This window comes from Reella acinonychis (assembly GCF_052828705.1).
Map to the genome: position 1 here is coordinate 435,934 of NZ_CM128256.1, position 21,780 is coordinate 457,713.

The 21,780-nt window shown below is 39.7% G+C and carries 20 protein-coding genes; 10 read left to right on the top strand and 10 right to left on the bottom strand.

Annotated features, from left to right (window positions below; all coding sequences use genetic code 11):
• Positions 1 to 7 precede the first annotated feature (7 nt).
• The 5 genes from ACUXZ4_RS02155 (at position 8) to dusA (ending at position 5,075) form a co-directional block, all read left to right on the top strand.
• Positions 8 to 925: an ESPR domain-containing protein gene (locus ACUXZ4_RS02155; RefSeq protein ID WP_464973419.1), complete on the top strand. Its 918-nt coding sequence runs from the start codon at positions 8 to 10 to the stop codon at positions 923 to 925.
• Positions 834 to 1,790, top strand: coding sequence for a hypothetical protein (locus tag ACUXZ4_RS02160; protein WP_464973420.1), 957 nt, complete (start codon positions 834 to 836; stop codon positions 1,788 to 1,790). The genes ACUXZ4_RS02155 and ACUXZ4_RS02160 overlap by 92 nt, the downstream gene beginning before the upstream one ends.
• An 8-nt stretch (positions 1,791 to 1,798) precedes the next feature.
• Complete coding sequence (locus ACUXZ4_RS02165) at positions 1,799 to 2,695, top strand: hypothetical protein (protein WP_464973421.1); 897 nt, start codon at positions 1,799 to 1,801, stop codon at positions 2,693 to 2,695.
• A complete protein-coding gene (locus ACUXZ4_RS02170) occupies positions 2,644 to 3,978 on the top strand; it encodes a YadA-like family protein (protein WP_464973976.1) in 1,335 nt (444 codons plus the stop codon). Before ACUXZ4_RS02165 ends, ACUXZ4_RS02170 begins: the two co-directional genes overlap by 52 nt.
• 122 nt (positions 3,979 to 4,100) lie before the next feature.
• On the top strand, positions 4,101 to 5,075 hold the full coding sequence (dusA, locus tag ACUXZ4_RS02175; protein ID WP_464973977.1) for a tRNA dihydrouridine(20/20a) synthase DusA: 975 nt from the start codon (positions 4,101 to 4,103) through the stop codon (positions 5,073 to 5,075).
• 49 nt (positions 5,076 to 5,124) lie between these two features.
• Here dusA and ACUXZ4_RS02180 read toward each other — a convergent pair whose 3' ends face one another.
• The 5 genes from ACUXZ4_RS02180 to pssA are packed head-to-tail and all read right to left on the bottom strand — an operon-like array spanning position 5,125 to position 10,924.
• Positions 5,125 to 6,420 carry a heme biosynthesis HemY N-terminal domain-containing protein gene (locus tag ACUXZ4_RS02180; protein ID WP_464973422.1) on the bottom strand — a complete coding sequence of 432 codons (1,296 nt, stop codon included), beginning with the start codon at positions 6,418 to 6,420 and terminating at the stop codon, positions 5,125 to 5,127.
• A gap of 3 nt (positions 6,421 to 6,423) precedes the next feature.
• Complete coding sequence (locus ACUXZ4_RS02185; RefSeq protein ID WP_464973423.1) at positions 6,424 to 7,860, bottom strand: uroporphyrinogen-III C-methyltransferase; 1,437 nt, start codon at positions 7,858 to 7,860, stop codon at positions 6,424 to 6,426.
• A 20-nt stretch (positions 7,861 to 7,880) separates the two neighbouring features.
• Entirely contained in the window at positions 7,881 to 8,630 is a 750-nt protein-coding gene (locus ACUXZ4_RS02190) for a uroporphyrinogen-III synthase (RefSeq protein ID WP_464973424.1), read from the bottom strand.
• A gap of 3 nt (positions 8,631 to 8,633) precedes the next feature.
• Complete coding sequence (hemC, locus tag ACUXZ4_RS02195) at positions 8,634 to 9,563, bottom strand: hydroxymethylbilane synthase (protein ID WP_464973425.1); 930 nt, start codon at positions 9,561 to 9,563, stop codon at positions 8,634 to 8,636.
• A gap of 2 nt (positions 9,564 to 9,565) precedes the next feature.
• Positions 9,566 to 10,924: a CDP-diacylglycerol--serine O-phosphatidyltransferase gene (gene pssA / locus ACUXZ4_RS02200; RefSeq protein ID WP_464973426.1), complete on the bottom strand. Its 1,359-nt coding sequence runs from the start codon at positions 10,922 to 10,924 to the stop codon at positions 9,566 to 9,568.
• Between the two features lie 170 nt (positions 10,925 to 11,094).
• Here pssA and ACUXZ4_RS02205 point away from each other — a divergent pair, with 170 nt between their 5' ends.
• Complete coding sequence (locus ACUXZ4_RS02205; protein WP_464973427.1) at positions 11,095 to 12,111, top strand: TrmH family RNA methyltransferase; 1,017 nt, start codon at positions 11,095 to 11,097, stop codon at positions 12,109 to 12,111.
• Position 12,112: 1 nt separating this feature from the next.
• Here the strand turns inward: ACUXZ4_RS02205 and ACUXZ4_RS02210 are convergent, their stop codons facing one another.
• Positions 12,113 to 12,373: a YfhL family 4Fe-4S dicluster ferredoxin gene (locus ACUXZ4_RS02210; protein ID WP_464973428.1), complete on the bottom strand. Its 261-nt coding sequence runs from the start codon at positions 12,371 to 12,373 to the stop codon at positions 12,113 to 12,115.
• 67 nt (positions 12,374 to 12,440) lie between these two features.
• Here ACUXZ4_RS02210 and ACUXZ4_RS02215 point away from each other — a divergent pair, with 67 nt between their 5' ends.
• The 4 genes from ACUXZ4_RS02215 to ACUXZ4_RS02230 all read left to right on the top strand — a co-directional run bounded on the left by ACUXZ4_RS02215 (position 12,441) and on the right by ACUXZ4_RS02230 (position 16,952).
• Positions 12,441 to 13,160 (top strand): ribonuclease T2 family protein, encoded by a 720-nt coding sequence (locus ACUXZ4_RS02215; RefSeq protein ID WP_464973429.1) that lies wholly within the window; start codon positions 12,441 to 12,443, stop codon positions 13,158 to 13,160.
• 103 nt (positions 13,161 to 13,263) lie between these two features.
• Positions 13,264 to 14,439: a phosphoglycerate kinase gene (locus tag ACUXZ4_RS02220; RefSeq protein ID WP_464973430.1), complete on the top strand. Its 1,176-nt coding sequence runs from the start codon at positions 13,264 to 13,266 to the stop codon at positions 14,437 to 14,439.
• Positions 14,440 to 14,526: 87 nt separating this feature from the next.
• Positions 14,527 to 15,603, top strand: coding sequence for a class II fructose-bisphosphate aldolase (gene fbaA / locus ACUXZ4_RS02225; protein WP_464973431.1), 1,077 nt, complete (start codon positions 14,527 to 14,529; stop codon positions 15,601 to 15,603).
• Positions 15,604 to 15,695: 92 nt separating this feature from the next.
• Complete coding sequence (locus ACUXZ4_RS02230) at positions 15,696 to 16,952, top strand: O-antigen ligase family protein (protein ID WP_464973432.1); 1,257 nt, start codon at positions 15,696 to 15,698, stop codon at positions 16,950 to 16,952.
• A gap of 27 nt (positions 16,953 to 16,979) precedes the next feature.
• Here the strand turns inward: ACUXZ4_RS02230 and ACUXZ4_RS02235 are convergent, their stop codons facing one another.
• Genes ACUXZ4_RS02235 through recO form a run of 4 tightly spaced genes read right to left on the bottom strand, consistent with a single transcriptional unit; the run spans position 16,980 to position 21,599 of the window.
• On the bottom strand, positions 16,980 to 17,339 hold the full coding sequence (locus ACUXZ4_RS02235) for a diacylglycerol kinase (protein ID WP_464973433.1): 360 nt from the start codon (positions 17,337 to 17,339) through the stop codon (positions 16,980 to 16,982).
• Position 17,340: 1 nt separating this feature from the next.
• On the bottom strand, positions 17,341 to 19,560 hold the full coding sequence (gene relA / locus ACUXZ4_RS02240; RefSeq protein ID WP_464973434.1) for a GTP diphosphokinase: 2,220 nt from the start codon (positions 19,558 to 19,560) through the stop codon (positions 17,341 to 17,343).
• Between the two features lie 9 nt (positions 19,561 to 19,569).
• Positions 19,570 to 20,883, bottom strand: coding sequence for a 23S rRNA (uracil(1939)-C(5))-methyltransferase RlmD (gene rlmD, locus ACUXZ4_RS02245; RefSeq protein ID WP_464973435.1), 1,314 nt, complete (start codon positions 20,881 to 20,883; stop codon positions 19,570 to 19,572).
• 8 nt (positions 20,884 to 20,891) lie between these two features.
• Entirely contained in the window at positions 20,892 to 21,599 is a 708-nt protein-coding gene (gene recO, locus ACUXZ4_RS02250; protein WP_464973978.1) for a DNA repair protein RecO, read from the bottom strand.
• Positions 21,600 to 21,780 lie beyond the last annotated feature (181 nt).

Genomic DNA, 21,780 nt, shown 5'->3' on the forward strand with positions numbered 1-21,780 from the left:
AAAAACTATGAATAATATTTTTAAAGTGATTTGGAACCACGCAACGCAAAGTTGGGTGGCTGTGTCGGAGTTATCCCGTGCAAAAGGGAAAACTAAATCAAAAGTGACCGCAGTTGCGACGGTTGTTTCTTTGGGATTGTTGAGTGGAGAGGCTATTGCTGCAGCCATAGATACCAATCCAAACGGTGATTCTGTACTAACAACAGATCGCAGTACTATTTTAATTGGTAAGGGCTTTACATCAGTAAATGCGATACCTCAAGTAGCTCCTAAGCCTCCCATAGAGAAAGGGTATAAGAACACTGTAATTGGTGAAAACGCTGTTGTGGTGGGTAATGAAACCGTTGTGATTGGTACGGATGCACAAGGCGGAGCAAAAGAAGGAAATAATAGCAGTAAAATGCCACGTAATGCCGATCAATCGGTTGTTATTGGGAATAAAGCGAGCACTAGCATTAATTCAAATCAATACCTTAAAGATATTGTGGTGATTGGTTATAACGCTTCTTCTGCAGGTGGAGCTAACACATTCCGTACTGGGTCTGTGGCTATCGGTGCGAATGCACAAGCTGAAGGTACATCGGGTCAGATTTTCCGTGACAATCCATATCAACCTTTTAGTGTGGCTAACGGTGTGGCTTCAGGCAGCTATGCTCACTCTGTTATTGGTGATATTGGGTTAGTAAAAAGTTCATCGGGGTCATTTCTTGTCGATGCCGATGGCAATGGTAGCTACATTAATAATGCGACTACGACGGATACCACAGCAGGTACAGCAGTGGGTTACAACGCCTATGCGGCAGGGGGTGGTGCGGCACTAGGTTCTTTGGCAGTTGCTAAAACATCCGCAACAGCCATTGGTTCTTTTGCCATTGCTGGGGACATCGTCTACAGCAACTGGTCTGGACACTTATGCGAAAGGTAATACAGCAATTGCAATTGGTCGTGGTTCTGCCGCAGCTGAAGATTATGGTATTGCAATGGGCAGTTCTGCAGCGGCAGGTAAAGTCGGGGGCATTGCACTAGGTCACTCAGCTCACGCCAAAGAGTATCGTTCTGTTGCTATTGGTTCTTCCGATATTTTTGGTGGTGATCCGACTTTTTCTGCAACTGGTGCAGGACGAGCTTTGCAGTTAGGGTCTGCTTATAATGACACCTTGCAAACATTGGCTGAAGATGTGGATGCAACGGCAGTGGGTGGTTTAGCCAAAGCAGTGGGGGTTCACTCCACAGCCTTAGGGGCAAGTTCAAAAACCAAAGCGAAAGACGCAACAGCGGTGGGCTATAGTGCTTTTGCTGAAAATTTAAGAGCCTCTGCGATTGGTGCAGGTTCGCGTGCAAGTGGCGATTCTGCGGCTGCTGTGGCAGATAGCTCTCTTGCTTTTGGGGATCGCTCATTATCAGTCGGTAAAAACTCAAGAGCTTTTGCTAATGATACTATTGCCATTGGTTCAAATGCGAGAGCTGGGGTAGGGATTGCGGATCCAGCAGTGTTAGCTGAATTAGAACAAATGCAAGAGCTATTGGAAGAAGCAAAACAAAACCTTTCTGATGCTGAATTAGCGATGAAAGAAAAAGGGCAAGAGCTTAAAGATGCAGGGCGTGGTGTTACGAATGACCAAGTTGCTGACTATAAGAAAAAAATCAGTGAATATAAAAATGCATTAAATGCATTTAATTCGGCAAATAATTTATTTATTAAAACTGTACGTAAATTAGCTGATGATGGCTCAGCAGTTGACGCAATTGCTATTGGTAATAATTCATTAGCGGGGGCAGCAAGGCGTTAGCAGTTGGTGTGGATAGTACGGTTTATAGTGAAGGTGCTGGTGTATTTGGTGCAAATAATACCGTTGACCCAAATGCGGGTACATCTTATGCAGTGGGTACTAATAATACTTTAAATGCCGAAAATACTTATGTGTTTGGTCAAAATGTAGAAACTAAGTATGCAAATGGCGTAATTCTAGGTACGGATTCCACGGATGAAAATAAAACACGTGAATATGGTGCAACAGTAAATGGTATTACTTATGGTGAACAAGCTGAAGGCGATGCGAATGCATTTGCAGGCAATAACCCAACTGGCGTTATTTCTGTGGGCGCAGCAGGCAAAGAACGCCAAATCAAAAATGTTGCGGCAGGCAAAATTGCAGCAGAATCAACTGACGCTATCAATGGTTCTCAACTTTACTTAACGCAAAATGCGCTTGATAATTTAGCAAGTAGTACAGCAAATCATCTTGGTGGTAATTCAGCAGTTAATTCTGATGGTAGCTTGACGGCACCAACTTATAATTTAACTGTGGAAAATCCAACAGCAGGAAATAATGATGCTTTAACCACAACAGCAAATAATGTTGGTGATGCATTAACTAACCTAAATACTTATGTGAATCAAGGTTTCCGTGTATTAGATAATGGCGGAGTATTGAAAGGCACAGTAACCCCAGGCGAAGCGGTGCAATTTGTCAATGGTAAAAATACCGTTGCCAATGTAACAACGGAGGCTAATGGGGTAACGAAAGTGACTTTTGATCTTGATATTACTGCAGGCGAAGTAGTGTCAAGTAATGAATACAATGTTAAAGACGATCCAAATACCTATGTGAAGATAGGCGATCAATACTACACAAGAATGATATTGATCCGACAACTGGTCAGCCAAAAGACAATGTGCAGCCAGAAGATATGACCAACAAGGCACCTGAAAACAAAGGGGCTGGTTTTGTAACAGGTAACAAAGTGGCTGAAGCAATCCAAAAATCAGGCTTTACTATTGGTAAACAAGATAATGTTGCTGAATTGAAATTTGAGAATAAAGACGAGAAAGTCAATCCAAATGACCATGTGCGTTTTGCCGATGGCGCTAATACCAAAGTGAGATTGGATACGCAAAAGAAACTGGATGAAAATAGTGAAGTGGTTACAACCACAACAATTCAAGCCAAGGTGGTAGGATTACCTATCAGCTACACAACAACAGATGGTAAACCTATCACTAAAGTTGGGGATAATTATTATTTAACTAATAAAGATGGTTATCCTGTTGGTAATCCTATTCCTGCGAATCAGCTTACCACTAACTTAGTGAATCCATCGGTAAAAGGTGACCAAATTGGCGCAGCAACACAGTTAGGTAATGTTGCTGCTGGTACAGAAACTTTAGCAGGACCTATTGATGAAAATGGCGTTGCCTTAGTGAAAGTTGGTGACAAATTCTATAATGCTGGAGATATCAATAATCAGGGTCAACCAAATGCTAATGCAAAACCTATTAATGTGAAAGCAAATACGGTGAATGCGTATGCAGGGTTAGCTGATTTATCTAAATCCAAGCCGACAAATGCAATAACAGTTGCTGATGCGAAAAAACTAGGTTGGGTTGTTTCCGCAAGTGATAATGACTATGCAGATGATGTGCGTAATGCAAACCAAGTGGATTTCACGAGTGGTAATGATCTTGCTAAAGTAGAAGGTAGAACAAGAGCAAACGGTATCAGAGAAATCAAAGTCACTGTGAGTAAAGATCCTACATTTAATACTGTTCAAGTGGGTGGCAGCACAGGACCTAAACTCAGTGCTGATGGCGATACACTTAAAGTCGCAAAAGCCGATGGTAGCCCAGTACGTATTACCAATGTTGCAGCAGGGAAAAATCCTAATGATGCGGTAAACGTGAGCCAATTAAAACAAACGAATGCCGCAGTAAATCACTTGGGTGATCGTATTGATGCTGTGGATAAAAACCTCAGAGCTGGTATTGCAGGTTCGTTAGCAGCGGCTAGCATATATCATGCAACTATTCCTGGGAAATCAATGATATCTGCGGGAGCAGGTACCTATTTTGGACAAAGTGCAGTAGCGGTAGGTTACTCTCGTTTATCTGACAATGGTAAAGTCGGTGTGAAAGTATTGCTAAATGCTAATTCTCGTGGCAAGACGGGAGCTGCGGCAGCTATTGGCTACCAGTTCTAATATAATCTAAATTTAAAAGGCTTAACATGAAAGTGTTAAGCCTTTATTTTTTCTCTAAAAAACACCGCACTTTTATAGTATGATGTGGCAAATTTTTGCTGTATTGAGATAAATCACAAATGATGAACACCAATTATTATCGAGGGCGTTTTTCCGTTGCCCCAATGCTAGATTGGACAACTCGCCACTGTCGCTATTTTCACCGCCAATTCACTCGCCACAGTTTGCTGTATAGCGAGATGATTACTGCTCCAGCCATTTTGCATGCCAAATATGATTTGTTGGACTTTGATCCTGCTGAGAATCCAGTGGCGTTACAGCTTGGTGGCAGCGATCCAAAGCAGCTTGCAGAATGTGCAAAATTAGTAGAAGAACGAGGCTATGCAGAAATCAATTTGAATGTGGGTTGTCCCTCCGATCGCGTGCAAAATGGAATGTTCGGGGCCTGCTTAATGGGCAAAGCGGATTTGGTGGCTGAATGTGTGGATGCAATGCAACAGCAAGTGCAAATTCCTGTAACAGTAAAACATCGCATTGGTATTGATGATCTTGATAGCTATGAATTTTTATGCGATTTCATCGAAAAAATCCAGCCATTTTGCAATGATTTTATCGTACACGCTCGTAAAGCTTGGCTTTCTGGGTTAAGCCCAAAAGAGAACCGCGAAATTCCACCACTGGATTATGAACGAGTCTATCAACTCAAACGGGATTTTCAGCACTTAAAAATTAGCATTAATGGTGGAATCAAAACCCTTGATGAAATCCAGCACCACTTGCAGTTTGTAGATGGCGTAATGGTGGGACGAGAAGCCTACCAAAATCCCTCTTTGCTCGGGCAGATCGATCAAGCGTTGTTCGACCAAAGCGCACCAATCATTACACCAAAACAAGCAGTGGAAAAAATGTTCCCTTACATTGAACAACAACTCAGCCAAGGGGTTTATCTCAACCACATTGTTCGCCATATGTTAGGCGCATTCCAAAATTGCAAAGGCGCAAGACAATGGCGACGCCATTTAAGCGAAAACGCCTGCAAACAGGGAGCAGGCGTAGAAGTATTGGAACAAGCGTTACGGTTTGTTGAGGCGATTTGATATAAAAAGCGCGGTGAAAAATAATGAAATTTTCACCGCGCTTTTTTATTTAGGATTGCTGAGAAGATGTGGTTTGTTCCAATAGTAAAACGTCTTCTTGTTTTTCTTCTACTGCTTGTTCGCCAGCTAATTCATCCACTGCCATTGCAGATTTTAAGCTGTCATTGCGGATTTGCTTAGCGAGTGCTTCTTCACCAACTTGCTCTAGCACGTAGCTTGCCATAGTAATATCGTTTGGTTCAAGCTGTGTTTGATGTTGAAGTAATTTTTTGAAGGCATCTGCAGCTTTGGCAAAGTTTGCATTACGCACATTCAAGTAGCCAAGAGCTCTGTTAATGCAACATTCTGCTTCGTTATGAGCCGATTTCGCACGTTTTTCCAATAATTTAATCAGTTTATGACTATCACTTGGTTGTAGGCGTGTAATCTGAGCGAGTAACGAATGGCAAATTTGATCATCGTTTTCTAATTTTTTCAACGTTTCTAAGGTCAGTTCATAAGCTGATTCATGATCGTTACAATCAATTAAACGTTGAATAAGACCTACGCGAACATAGTGATTGTGACGACGTTTGCGTGGTTGATCTTTCCACCAAGCTAATAAACCATCAGCACCTTGCTCGTTCATTGTTTCATCCAGTAATCCATCCTCTACTTCGTGTTGAAGTGCGGTGAATTCTGCTGAAGTATATAAAGCACGTTGTTCAACTAAGCCTAAAATGCCATCTAATGCTTGGTAAGCCTTTGATTTCTTATAGATTTCTACCGCTAAGCGTAACACTTCAGAATTTTTGTTAGCCATAACTAACAAGCTATCGACAGAACTTCTTGCGGCTGGTAATTTGTTTTGTTGCAATAAAATACGGGTGCGCGCAAGTTCAACAGCTAGGTTATCTGTGCCAGCTAACTCAGTTGCTTCCATTAAATATTTATTCGCATTAAATTCATCACCACGCTGTTGTGCAGCTTCGGCAGCTTTGATGAAATTCAAAATTGGTTCATCAGAATGTTTCGCATTCTTACTAATTAATTTTTCCGCTTTTGAATAGTTGCCTTCGTCCATACGCATTAAACCTTCTAAGGTTTGTTTTTGCGCTTTCACACGTTTGCGGCGTGCGAACCAGCCATAAGTATTTTTACTTAAACGAGATAATTTAAGTAGTACCCATTCAATGCCATAGACCACCGCCATTGCGATGACAAATAGCACTACTAAAGTCACAATGGATAATTCATAGTTATGGTTAGCAGTTTGAATTAAAACATACCCTTGTTTACCCGCCAAATAAGGACCTGCAATTAAGCCTGCGAGTAACACAAGCATCAGAAATAAAATTCTAAACATGGGTTACTCCTTATTTTGTGGTGCGGTAGCCGCTTCTGCTGGTGCACTATTTTGTTGTGCATCTTCAGCTTGCTTAATTTCTTGTGCCGCTGCTTCATTGGCTTCTGTTAGGGTTTTATCCGCAGAAATTTCGATTTTCTTCACATCTTCTGGCGTTTTATTTAATAATTTATCCAACGCATTCAAACTTGCCAGTTGATTTGGCACTTCGATGTAAATAGATTGTTCTGCTAATTCATCTAAAGATTTTAAGAAATTCATTGCCGTTTCAGAATTAGTGTCAAAATAGCTTCTGATCCAAGCTGCAACAGTTTCTAAGGATTGTTTATACAATTCATTTTGTTTACGAGGCACCGCTAAAATCGCAATTTGTAAACGTAAACGGATATTTTCACGTAAATAAATATCTTGATTTGGTGCTAATAATGCCTGTGTCGCATTTTCTGAACGAGGTGTAATGCGAATGAAATGATTTAAGAATGACGTAGCACTTTTTTCTAAATTGGTCTGCCAATCTGTCACATCATCAGAAATTTTTTCATTGGTTTTTGCTTCTTCGCCAAAGTTGACGTTAAGCACCATTAATTCATCCACGTTATTTGCCAGTTGAGATAAACGTTGCATGATGGCATTTTGGTCAACGCTATTTACTGACAATAATTGTTTTAAATCTTGATTGATTGCCGCTCTAACAGTTTTTGCTTCCGCTAAGTTGACCTGTGATAACACTTCGTCAGCTACTTTTAATAAAGAAATACTGGTGTCAACATCGTTGTCCAACACTAATTTGCGTAATGCATTGGTTAATAAGAAATCCGCTTCGCTAAGTAACCAATCACTTGGTTGAGCATTGGCGTTACTTGCCAATTTGTTGACTTGATTTTTTAATGCATTATAAGCTTGCTCTTTTTCTGCAAAGGCTTTTTCGATTTCTGCTAATTTATTATCGCTCGTTTGCATATTGGCGAGCAATTTTTCAATTTGAGCACGTTCTTGTTCAAAGTTAACGCTTGCTTGCTCTGCTTGAATTGGTGCAGCAAGGGTTGAAACTGAACTCAATGATGAAGTGAATTTGTCTTCAAGTGCGGTGACTTTTTGATTAATTTTGTCCACTTCCATTTGTCCAAAATAATAACCTGCACCACCAACGCCAAGGGCAACTAAAAGAGCCAGCAAGGCAATAGCTGTACCACCGCCTTTTTTCACAATCACTGTTTCTTTGGCTGGTGTTTCTGCTTGAGTCATTGTTTCTTCCTGTGTTTTTTCCAAGGTTTCAGAAGTGTTTTTTACTTCTTCAATCGCCTCTTCTTTCAGGTTGTCGTTTTGATTTACTGGAGGAACAGGTTTGTCATTCCCTTTCTTTGTGTTTTTTTCTGGCGTAGTTACTACGCTTTTTTCCGTTTCAATCGCATTGGATTGATTTTCTTTTTTGTCACTCATACCCACATTCTCTTTGTAAATTAAAGCGTTAATAATGTGTTTACCAAAGTGGCATTATCTGCTTTTGGTGAAACAATGATATTCCCTTTATCCCAACCTGCCTGTTGAGCAAGATTGGCAAGGCGATCACTACTTGTGATTAATTGACAACTTTTTAACCAATTTTGTTCTTCTCTTGGTATAAAGTCAATCAATGCGTGCAAAATTTCCTCACTAGTAAACAAAATTTGTTGAATATTCGCACGTTTAAACAGATCGACCTGTTCCTCTGCATTATAGTCAATTGGAATTCGTTGATAGATTTCTAACTTGGTAATTTTTGCGCCTCTTAATTCTGCTTGTTGCGCAAAATACTCGCGTCCGCCATTACCTTTTAAGATCAAGATTTGTTTATTTTCAAGCTGTTGAAGTTGTGGTAAATCCAATAAACCTTCGCTTGTTTCCTGCGTGATCGGATAATTGACATTGACTTGCGCAGTACTGGCAAAATATTGCGCAGAACTTTTTCCGACAGCTAAATAATTCAAATCTTGGCGCCAATGTAAACCCACTGCGGTTAGGCTGTCATGAGCGTATTTCACTGCATTTTTAGATACGCAAAAAACGTAGTCGCCCGCACTGAGTTGGCTGATTTTGTTGGGTAATTCATTTAATTCATGACCAGCGGACACAGAGAAAAAAGGAAAATGAAGATTGGCAATGCCTGCTTTATTTAGCATCGTAACCAATTCTTTTCCTGTGTCATCTGGACGTGTAATTAAAATTGCCATGATTTATTCCTGATAAACCTCTGCCAGAATTTTATCGGCACCTAAAGCCAGTAATTGCTCCGCGATTTGAACACCTAAAACTTCGGCATTTTCCACCGCACTTTTGCCTTCCGCGCGGATGATTTGCGAACCATCTAAAGCACCGACTAAAGCACGTAGATAAATTTCGCCATTTTGTTGAATGGCAAAACCACCAATTGGCACTTGGCAGCCACCTTGTAAGCGATTATTCATTGCGCGTTCGGCTAACACACAAGCCGTAGTTTCTGCATCTGCTAACGGCGCTAATAATAATTGTGTTTGTTGGTCAGCAACGCGACATTCAATACCGACCGCGCCTTGTCCCGCTGCAGGTAAGGAGGTTTCGACTTCAATGTAAGATTTAATGCGTTCTGCCAATCCTAAACGAATTAAACCCGCAGCAGCTAAAATGATGGCATCATATTCGCCATTATCTAATTTACTTAAGCGTGTGCCAACATTGCCGCGTAATGAATGAATTTGTAAATCAGGGCGTAATTTTTTTAATTGGCATTGGCGGCGTAAGCTGGATGTACCCACTACTGCACCTTGCGGTAATTCCGCTAAGCTATGGTATTTGTTAGATACAAAGGCATCACGCGGATCTTCACGTTTACAAATCACGCTTAGCCCCAATCCTTCTGGAAATTGCATAGGCACATCTTTCATTGAATGAACTGCAATATCCGCTTCTCCATTCAGTAACGCGTTTTCCAATTCTTTCACAAACAAACCTTTGCCACCAATTTTGGCTAAAGGCGTATCTAAAATAATATCGCCCTTTGTCACCATTTTGACTAGCTCAATCTGTAAATCGGGGTAAAGCGCTTGTAAGCGATCTTTTACATAATTAGCTTGCCATAATGCTAATGGACTTTGGCGTGTGGCAATTTTTAATCTGTTTTTCATCATAGTTATAAAATCATTTTGACGATACGATCTGCTTTTAGTCGTGCAAAACGCTTGAGTAAACGTTGCGCTGGCGCAGGGTATTGTTCCATTTCTTCTAATTCTGAATAATGGCTTAATATTTTGGTGTGTTGGCGAATTTCATTTAATTCTTGTTCCACTTTGTCTTTTAATTGCTGATTTGGATCGGAAATTAATAAGCCATTTTCCGCGTCTAAACGCCAAGCGCGTGGATTAAGATTGTTGCCCGTTAATAAAATATATTGGTCATCCACCCAAACACCTTTTAAGTGATAGCTGTGATCTTCATCTTTCCACAAACGAACAATGAGGTTGCCTTGCGCCATTTCATATTCAAATTTTTGGCAAAATGCGCGTAAGTTCTTTTCATAAAGATAAGGCAAAGCGCCAGCTAATTTAAATTGCTCTGTGGGTGGAATGTAAAAATCATTGGCGGTTTTATCACCCACGATGATTTCTACTTGTTTTCCATCAGTTAAAAGTTCTTTAATTTTAACTTGTAAACTGCGTGGGAAATTAAAATAAGGGGTACAAATGGTGAGCTTTTGTTGTACCAATACGAACAAATCTTGGATCGTTCGGTTTAATACGTTGTTTCTTGCACCTAAACCAAAAATTGGGGTGATTAATAAATCTTGGCTAAATTGCACCGCACTTTTCAGATCATAATGGGCCTGCTTCATTAAATGTTTACGAAATAATTTAATGTGCGCTTTGATTTCTTTGGTTCTAGGGCGATTTGGGTCATCCAACGCAAATACTGCATTAGGATCGTTTAAATATTGCTGCATAAATTGCACAAAGCTATCTGCTAAAGCAGCATTTTTGATTGTTTGATAGCGATCGTAACGGTATTTTTCTTTTTGATATAAATACACATTATTTATGCTCGCGCCGCTATACAGCACTGTATCATCAAAGACGAACCCTTTTATATGCAGGACACCGAAGACTTCTCGAGTATTAATGGGCACACCAAAAAACATGGCATCGTTACCTTGTTTTTGACGTTGTTCTGAATACCAATCCGCGTTGGTGGTGCCTTTGGCTGCGCCCAATAAATTGCGCTGTGCGCGGTGCCAATCCACAAAAATTTTAATATCTAACTGCGGATTATTGGCTTTAGCTTGATAGATCTCTGCCAGTATTTCTTCGCCAGCTTCATCTAACTGCCAATAAAGTGCAGTGAAATAAATGCGAGTTTTTGCTTGCCGAATTAATTGAATGATGGCTTGTTTAAAAGCAACGGGACCTGAAAGAAATTCAATGTCTTCAGCCTGTTGAGGAAAATAACTCAGCTTGGCTAAATGTTGCGTTGCTCTTTTATTTCGATTAATAAACATAATTTTTCTTCTTTTAGTTCGGTAATAGCGGTGCCATTATCAATAGGTTAGTTTACAATATTTATGTTGTAACTGGGTAGAAAAAAGCATTTTTTTGCTATAATAGTCACAAATTTTTAGGCGAAATGCTTAAAATTCACACTATTTCTTATTTTATTGATGATTAAATTATGAACAATTCAAAATCCTCCCGCCATTCGAAACCGACCTTTCAAACTGCGTCGGATAATAAACGTTTCCAAGAACGCAGCGTTTCAGCGCGTACAGAATTCGCTAAACAGGCTGCGCCGCAGAAAAAACGCAGTAAAAATGGACCGCAGTTTTCCTTTCAAAAAGCAGAGCAACCTAAGACGTTGATAAAGGAAGGCAATTTTAATGGGGTTCAAGTGCGAGTGAAATCGCAAGCTGAAAGTGCAAAAGTGAAAAAAACAGGGCCTTTATCTCCGCGTGCGCCTGAGAAAATTAAGAAAAATCGTGCCGAAGAAATGAAGGTGTTTGGAGAAAATGCTTGCTTAACGCTGTTCGCTCAGCGTCCCGAATCTATTGTGCGCGTGTGGGCAACGGTGGAAATGTCTCATAAAATTGGCGATGTATTCAGTTATTTAGCGGCGAATAAAAAAGCGTATCATGTGGTTGATCGCGAAGAATTGGAATTGGTGAGCGGTTCTGAACATCATAATGGCATTTGTATGTTGGTAAAAAAACAACGACCATTTAGTTTGGCAGGTTACTTAGATGTGCCCAAATTATCCGATTGTTTGTTGATGTTGGATGGCGTGGCAAATAATCCGCAAAATATCGGCGGCATTGTGCGTACTTGCGCATTTTATGGCGTAAAAGGCATTGTTACTAGCTCGCCAGATTTGTTGTTTTCAGCAAATGCAGCGCGTGTAGCAGAAGGCGGATTGGAATATATCAATGTCTTACAAACGGAAGCCATGGACAGCGCCTTGAGCCAACTGCGTAAAGCAGGTTATCAAATCGTGCATTTGACCAGTGCAAAAAATGCGAAGAATATCCATTCTGTGCGCTTTAACGATAAGGTTGTTTTTGTATTAGCGCATGAAGGGGAAATGGCAGAAAAGCAAGACGAAGTAGTGAATTTGAGCTTAGCTAATCCATTAAAAATAGGCTTGAATGTGGCGGTTGCCACAGGCATTTTATTGGCAAAATGGGTGGCGCGTTAAATTAGAGTTTGTCTGCGTGGTGAATGAGTACAAAACGTTCCCATAATTCCTCTTGGCTTTCTCGATGCTCAGGATCATCAATAATACATTTGGAAATTGGGCAAACTTTTTGGCAAGTTGGGGTGTCATAATGACCAACACATTCAGTACAAAGTGCAGGATCGATCACATAGATGTCATCGCCAATGGAGATGGCTTCATTGGGACATTCTGGTAAGCACATATCGCAATTAGTGCATTTGTCAGTAATAAGTAATGCCATGATGATCCTTGTTATAGCAGAAAGTGGGCGATTATAAAGAAATTCAGTGCAAAGTTAAAGGTTAAAAATGAAACAAAAGCAAATCATCCAATTAGCCATTGTCGCAATCGCGGTGGTATTCTCGTTTTTTACAGATTGGTTTAATGATAAACCCCAAAAGAATCCCCCTGCGAAACAAGCGGAAAAAGCACAGCATAAGCCGCAATCTAAACAAAGTGCGGTGAATTCTGACTATGATTTTATCATGCGAAATGATGCGATTGGACCAAATAAACAAGCAAAAACCGATTATTATATGTTGGCGTTATCTTGGTCGCCGGCTTTTTGTGAAACGCAACAATATCGCAACAGTGGTGATTTACCTGCTTCTGCGCAAATGCAATGTGGTGTTGAGAAAAAATATGGCTGGGTGATTCATGGTTTGTGGCCGCAAAGTGCAGTGGCAAAAAGCAGTGCCGATCATCCAAGATTTTGCCAAGGGGATTTGCCTGCGGTAGATTATCAAATGATGCAACCCTATTTAGCAGAAAGTCCAAGTTTGCATTTGCTGCAAGGAGAATGGGAAAAACATGGCGCTTGCGCTTTTGATAGTGCGGAACAGTACTTTAAAAAACAGCAAGAATTATACCGCACTTTGACCTTGCCTCAGACTGAAATGAGCAAGAAAGAGTTATTCCGTTGGGTGAAGGCTCATAATCCACAACTTAAAAATGCTTATCTTGGTGCTAGCCGAGCGGAATTGTTTATTTGTTATGATTTAAATTGGCAAGTGATGGATTGTAAATAAATCAGAATAATTTGATCTAAAGCAGTTACAAGCTACTCATATCTCGTTATAATACGGCGGATTAGGAAGAATTTTTATTTTTTAACTTTTAAGAGGAAATAGTATGTCAGTAATCAAAATGACCGACCTTGACTTAGCAGGTAAACGTGTGTTTATTCGTGCGGATTTAAACGTACCAGTAAAAGACGGTAAAGTAACCTCTGATGCGCGTATTCGTGCAACTATTCCAACGCTAAAATTAGCGCTTGAGAAAGGGGCAAAAGTGATGGTGACTTCTCACTTAGGTCGTCCTACAGAAGGTGAATTTAAACCTGAAGATTCATTACAACCTGTGGTTGATTATTTGAATAATGCGGGTTTAGGCGTGTCTGTACGTTTAGCACAAAACTATTTAGACGGCGTAGAAGTAAATGACGGTGAAATCGTTGTTTTAGAAAACGTACGTGTTAATAAAGGTGAAAAGAAAAACGATCCTGAATTAGGTAAAAAATACGCCGCACTTTGCGATGTATTTGTTATGGATGCATTTGGTACTGCGCACCGCGCGCAAGCATCAACCTATGGCGTCGCTGAATTTGCACCAGTCGCTTGTGCAGGTCCATTATTAGCCGCTGAATTAGATGCTTTAGGTAAAGCATTAAAAGAGCCACAACGTCCAATGTTAGCGATTGTTGGTGGTTCAAAAGTATCAACTAAATTAACTGTATTAGATTCACTTTCAAAAGTAGCAGACCAATTAATCGTTGGTGGTGGTATTGCAAATACCTTTATTGCAGCAGAAGGCAATAATGTAGGTAATTCTTTATACGAAGCAGATTTAATCCCTGAAGCACAACGCTTATCTAAAGTAACCAATATTCCAGTGCCAGTGGATGTTCGTGTGGGTAAAGAATTCTCTGAAACAGCTCCGGCAACAGAAAAAGCTGTAAACGAAGTCGCAGCAGATGAATCTATTTTCGATATTGGTGATAAATCAGCAGAAGAATTAGCGAAAATTATCAAATCAGCAAAAACTATTTTATGGAATGGTCCTGTTGGCGTATTTGAATTCCCGAATTTCCGTAAAGGTACTGAAGTGGTGGCAAATGCGATTGCTGAAGCAACAGCAAATGGCGCATTCTCAATTGCTGGTGGTGGCGACACTTTAGCAGCGATTGATTTATTCGGCATTGCAAACAAAATTTCTTACATTTCAACTGGTGGTGGCGCATTCTTAGAATTCGTAGAAGGTAAAGTATTACCTGCGGTAGAAATTTTAGAAAAACGCGCAAACGGTTAAGAGAGCATAATAGGTAGGTTTTAAACCTACCTTCTCCCTCATTTATTTTTAACAGTGCAAAAGCACTCAATAAGAAGGAAAAGCAAAATGGCATTATTAGATATCGTAAAACCGGGTGTTTTAACTGGTGATGATGTACAAAAAGTATTTGCATACGCGAAAGCACATAATTTCGCAATCCCAGCGGTAAACTGTGTAGGTTCAGATTCTGTGAATGCAGTACTTGAAACCGCTGCTCGTGTTAAATCACCTGTGATTATCCAATTCTCTAATGGTGGCGCGCAATTCTATGCGGGTAAAGGTATTAAACCTGCAAGTGGTACTCGTCAAGATGTTTTAGGTGCGATTGCTGGTGCAAAACACGTTCACGAATTAGCAAAAGAATATGGTGTGCCAGTCATTTTACATACTGACCACGCTGCGAAAAATTTATTACCTTGGATCGATGGTTTATTAGCAGCAAGTGAAAAACATTTTGCTGAAACAGGTCGTCCATTATTCTCATCTCATATGATCGATTTATCTGAAGAGCCAATCGAAGAAAACATGGAAATTTGTCGTGGCTATTTAGCACGTATGGACAAATTAGGCATGACTCTTGAAATCGAAATCGGTGTAACTGGTGGTGAAGAAGATGGCGTGGACAATTCTGATGTGGATGAAGCAAAACTTTATACTCAACCATCAGAAGTATTATATGTATATGACCAATTAAGCCCAGTGAGCAAGCGTTTCACTATCGCTGCTGCATTTGGTAACGTTCATGGAGTTTACAAACCAGGTAATGTGAAATTAAAACCATCTATTTTAGGTGCGTCACAAGAGTTCGTATCTAAAGAACGTGGTCTTCCAGAAAAATCATTAGACTTCGTTTTCCATGGTGGTTCAGGTTCAAGCCGCGAAGAAATTCGTGAAGCAATTGGCTACGGTGCGATTAAAATGAATATCGATACTGATACACAATGGGCTTCTTGGGATGGTATTTTACAATTCTATAAAGCAAATGAAGCTTATTTACAAGGTCAATTAGGTAACCCAACTGGTCCTGATGCACCGAATAAAAAATACTATGACCCACGTGTTTGGTTACGTAAAATGGAAGAATCTATGTCTAAACGCTTAGAGCAATCTTTCGAAGATTTAAACTGCGTAAACGTACTATAATTAGCTAAAATAAGCTAAAATAACACCGCACTTTGTCGTAAAGTGCGGTGTTTTTTCATCTACTTTTATGTGAGACGATTATGGATTCCCTCTTGAATTTTATCAAAAATAACAAAATGTTAAGCCTAACGAATTTCGCCGTAGGCTTGTTCTTTTTAACGGTGCTGATGTTTAAAGGAAGTCATAATATTGGTTTTATTTTGTTGGCAGTTATCGGCATTTGTTATGCTATTTATTATTTCCTTATTAAACGCAATACATTTGCTCTTTCAAAGCAAGATAAATGGTTGATGGCGAGTTTCGCTTTTTATGTGTTGATCTTCCTGCTTTCTGTCATCTTTAATGGTGGAAAAATGAGGGAACTGGATAATCCAAGCCGCGCTTTATTGGTATTACCTCTAATCATTTTATTTGCCAAGTTTCCTATTCGTTTTTCTATATTGTTGCATTGTATTCCAGCAGGCGCTTTTATTTCGGGCGTTGTGGCATTAATTCATCGTTTTGTGTTGAATTATTCCCAAGCCTTTCAACATCAAATGCATATTCAGGCCGGTGATATTGCCATGTCTCTTGGCCTATTTAGCTTAGCCATTGCTCTCTATTTTGCGATTAAAAAATCCAAAAAATACACCGCACTTTATTTGATCGCTTCCTTGTTTGGTGTGTTAGGCAGTGTGCTTTCGACAGCGCGTGGTGGCTGGGTGGCAATTCCGGTCATTTTGGTGTTAATTCTTTGGACATATCGCCATCAATTAGCTAAGAAATGGTTGGCTTCTGTTTCATTGGTGATGATTGGATTGATTGCTTTGGCGTTAGCTATTCCACAAACAAAAATGATGTATCGAATTAATCAAGTTGAAAGAGAAGTGCATGCATATTTTGAAAAAGGGTATGCCAATACATCTTTAGGTGCGAGATTTGATATGTGGAAGAGTGCGATTTTAATGGCACAAGAAAAGCCATTGTTAGGTTGGGGGACAGCAGGAAGCACAGAGCAACGTAAATTACAGGCGAAACAAAAATTAGTTCACCCTGTTATTGCTCGATTTACCCACGCTCATAACCAATATTTAGATGATTTATCTAAACGAGGTATTTTAGGATTAATTGCATTATTGGGGATTTTGGGTGTGCCTTTGTGCTATTTTGCTAAATCCCTTTCATCATCAAATATTGCGATAAAATTAACCGCACTTTTAGGCACAATTCATGTGGTGGCGGTTGGCTGTTATGGTTTAAGTCAAGGCTTTTTTACCCATAACTCAGGTTCCATTTTTTACTTTTTGGTAGTGATAATTTTATATGCTAGCTTGAAAAATCAATTAGTTTCTCAATTGGAACTGGATTAAAAATAGGGGATAATCTCCCCTTTTTTATTACGCAAAAATCATTAATGCCCAAACGATTGCCATATTCACTAGGGCGATAAATACTGCAGCAGAACCTTGATCTTTAGCGCGACCAGATAATTCATGGCGTTCGGTTCCAATGCGATCTACCACACATTCCACCGCACTATTTAATAATTCCGCCACTAAAACCAACAAATAAGCGCCGATCATGAATGCAATTTCAAAGCGATCGTCGCCAAGATAAAAGGCGAGGGGAATGGCAAAAATACCCATAAAGAGTTCATGGCGAAAAGCAGCTTCATTTTTCACCGCACTTTTTAAGCCTTGTAAAGAATAACGGGTTGAATTAATTAAATGGGTAAGTCCAGTTGTTTTATCTGTCATTTTATAACCTTTTCACATCAATTAGCCCATCTAGCTGAGCAAGACGAGCAAGAATTTTGTTGAGCACTTCTAACGTGTTTATTTCAAGTTCCAGTTCCACTGTGGCTAATTGACGTTTGCTATCCAATCGGCTCGAAATGCCGCTGACGTTAATTTTTTCATTGGCCAATACAGTAGTGATATCTCGTAATAAACCGTTGCGGTCTGTGGCAACAACCCGAATATTGATATGGAATTTATTGAGGCTTTGATCCCCCCAATTGGTTTCCATAATGCGTTCTGGATTGGCTTGTTGTAGTTCTTTTAACTGTTCGCAATCTGCCCGATGAATAGAAATACCGCGACCTTGCGTAATATAGCCGACAATTTGATCGCCAGGAATTGGTTGGCAACAACGTGCGATATGGTGCATTAAATTACCAACACCTTCAACAACGACATAACCTTTTTTCTCAGATTTTTGGCTAGAATTCACCGCACTTTTCTGTGCGACATGGCGTAGAATTTCTTGATCCGCTTCCTGTGCGGAAGGTTTGATTAACTTGCTTTGTAAGAAATTAATCAATTGATTTAATTTAATATCGCCGCTGCCAATACCGTTATATAAGTCATCCAGATTTTTTAAGTTATAGCGAGCTAAACCATATTGTTCTACTTGTTTTAGGCTAAAGTTGAAACGAGTGAGCTCTGCCTCTAAGGCTTCTTTTCCTGCGGGAATATTTTTATCACGATCCTGTTTTTTAAACCAAGTCATGATTTTAGAACGTGCTTTGCTGGTATGGGTGAAACCACTATTTGGGTTTAACCAATCTCGGCTAGGATTCGGGTTTTTCTGTGTAATGATTTCGAGCTGATCACCCATTTGTAACTGGTAAGTGAAAGGTACAATACGACCATCCACTTTGGCGCCAATGCAACGGTGACCTACATCACTATGGATTGCATAAGCAAAATCTAAAGGGGTTGAACCTGTAGGTAAATCAATAACTTCGCCTTTTGGTGTAAACACATAAACGCGATCATCGAAGACTTGGCTGCGTACTTCCGCCATAATTTCACTGCTGTCCGCAATATCAGCTTGCCATGCTAACAGTTTACGTAACCATGAAATTTTTTCTTCGTAAGCAGACATGGTGCCGGTAGAGCCTTCTTTGTATTTCCAATGGGCAGCCACGCCAAGTTCAGCATCATTATGCATTTTTACGGTTCGAATTTGCACCTCAATGGGTTTATCGCCTTCTCCCAAAACAACGGTATGAATGGATTGATAGCCATTAGGTTTTGGATTTGCTACATAATCATCAAATTCATCTGGCAAATGTTTAAAGTGCGTATGTACAATGCCTAAAGCGGTATAACAATCTTGCAATTTATTCACTAAAATACGAACAGCACGAATATCATAGAGATCTTCGAAATTGAGGTTCTTTTTCTGCATTTTGCGCCAAATACTGTAAATATGTTTTGGGCGCCCGTAAATTTCGACGTCTTCAATGGATTCTTGTAAATAACCTGAGAGCTGTTGTACAAATTGTTGAATATATTCTTCTCGTGCGAGACGTTTTTCATTCAGTTTTAAGGCAATAAAGCGATATTGTTCAGGCTGTAAATTACGGAAACAATAATCTTCCAGTTCCCATTTTAATTGTCCAATGCCTAAACGGTTTGCGAGAGGGGCATAAATATTACTACATTCTTGTGCGGCAATGATTTTTTCTTCTTTTGAATAGCGTTTATCAGCATCTCGTAGGAAAGTAATGCGTTCTGCTAGTTTAATGATAACGCAACGGAAATCGTCCACCATGGCCAATAACATGCGGCGGATGTTGTCAATTTGCGGATTATTATTGGATTGTAAGGTATTGAGTTGGCGAATATTATTCATCTCCAACACACCTTTGACTAATTTACTGATTTTACTGCCAAAATCTTCTTTGATTTGCTCAAGTGTTACAATTTTGGCATTCACTACTGGGAATAACATGGCGGCGAGTAAAGTATCGCCATCCATATTGAGTCCATGTAAGATCTCCACCATTTCTACGCCATCACGCAGATACCAATGACTGTTAAGAAATAACTGTTCGGCATTATCACGTGCATATTGCCACGCATCAAACAACTCTTTCTCTGTGTGTATTGGTAAATCCAGACTTGCACACCAATGTTGAATGTCAAAGTCTTTTGGATTTAAAAGATGAGATCCACGTACCGCAACCATACTTTTTCCTTATTTTTTCTCAAAAAGAGAGATACTTTCCAAATGTCCCGTATGGGGAAACATATCGATCATTGCGACTTTTTTCAGTTGGTAACCTGAATGTAATAACATGTCGGCATCACGCACTAATGTAGCGGGATTACAAGATACATAAAGGATTTTTTCTGCCTGTAATTCACATAACCCATTGATCGCAAAAGCTGCACCACTACGTGGTGGGTCTAACAAAATCTTATTGAAAGACTGCTGCGCCCATGCTTGATTTAAAAAAGGTTGATCCAAATTACCTTGATAAAATTCGACATTCAAACAAGCATTTCGTTCCGCATTTTTTTGTGCTTTTTGCACCATATTAAAAACGCCTTCAATTCCCACCGCACTTTTCACTTTTTGGCTGATCGGCAAGGTGAAATTTCCCATGCCACAGAATAAATCTAACACGCAATCGTTATTTTTCAAATCCAACCAATCCAATGCAGTTTGCACCATTTGTTTGTTAAGTGCTTCATTAACTTGAATAAAATCACGAATATCAAATTGTAATTTTAAGCCTGCAATGTCGTATTCAGGGGGCTCACCAGATAAATGTTCAATATCTTCATCATTTTGCACAAATAACATGAGTTGATGTTGTTGCGCAAATTGGAGCAATAAAGTGCGGTCAATTTCTGCTAAGTTTTGACTGTGGCGTAACAAGAAGGCAATGCCATTATCTGCCAAGGTGAGTTCCACATGACCTAACAATTTGGGCTGTGAAAATTGGCGTAGCACTTGAATTAATTCGGGCAACAACGCTTGTAATGGCGATTCAATTACATGGCATTGTTGAATGTTCACAATTTGTGAATCGCCTTTTTGTCGAAAGCCAATGTCAAGTTGTTTTGTTTTGGGATTAAAGCGAATACTGAGGCGTAAACGGCGGCGATATTGCCAAGGTTCGCCGACCAACATCGGCATGAGATTAATTTTTTCTGTCTGTAATTTTTGTAATTGCTTAAATAAGGCGTTTTGTTTGGTTTGGCGTTGTAATTCGATGGGAATATGTTGCATTTGGCAACCACCACATTGTGCATAATGTGAGCATAGTGCTTGTTGGCGTAATGGACTAGTTTGCAGGATTTTGCTTGTGGTCGCGCGTCCATATTGGCGTTTTTCTTCTAACACATTTGCCAATACTTTTTCTTGTGGCAGTGCATTTTCGACAAACCATGTTTTACCATTTAGTTTTGCCACGCCTAGCCCTTGATAATCTAAATTTGTGATATCAAGCGTTAAGTGCGGTGCTTTTTTTTGTTGTTTTGTCGGTGTGTAGAATAACGCCATAGTTTAGATTACTTCATAGAAAATTGTTGTATAAATAATTCTCGGCTTTTCAATGGTTTATCGCCTAAATAAGGTTTAAGTGCCATTCGAGTAAAACGTTTTGCCGCTTGTAGCACCTCTGGATTATCAAAAGATAACTGAGCAAAAGCCTGTAAATCTCGTCCATAAAACGTCAAATTATCTTTAATCAAAGAGGCAATAAAGCCTTTTTCTTCACGATAACGATAAGTCATATTTTCATCAACAGGTAATCCTGAACCTGCACAATGGTTAAAATCCACGCCGTAACCCAAAATTTGTAATAATTGGAACTCAAAAGTGCGTAATGCAGGTTCCACTTGTTCCGATACCGCAAGCTGCGTTAAACAATCTAAATAATATTGAAATAACAAGGGATTTGGCGCTTCCAACTCGATTACTCGGCATAATAATTCGTTGACATAAAATCCACTAAATAGTGCTACCTGCTGTAATGGCAGCGCAATGGAAGCGGGTTCTGCTTTGGTTAAGGTTTTCAGTCCGCCTTTGCCTGACCAGCGTAATAGCAGAGGGGTAAAGGGTTGTAGAATACCTTTCCACGCAGAACGTTTTGCGCGCGCGCCTTTTGCAATAACAGTTAAACGCCCCGCTTCTTCAGTGAAAAGATCCACTAACAAACTGGTTTCGCTATAAACTTTCCGGTGGAGGACAAATCCACGTTGTAGATTTTCGATGATGGCTTCTCCGCTTGCAAATTCCGTTGCTATTTTATCAGAAATTTCACCGCACTTTTAGTGCTATTTCATCATAAAGGAGTGCGAAATACTCCAATTATAGATTAATAACCAAATGAAATAAGATGGTGCTAAAAGTTATTGGCAACCTGATGTGGCTTATTTGCATAATACAGCTATTAAA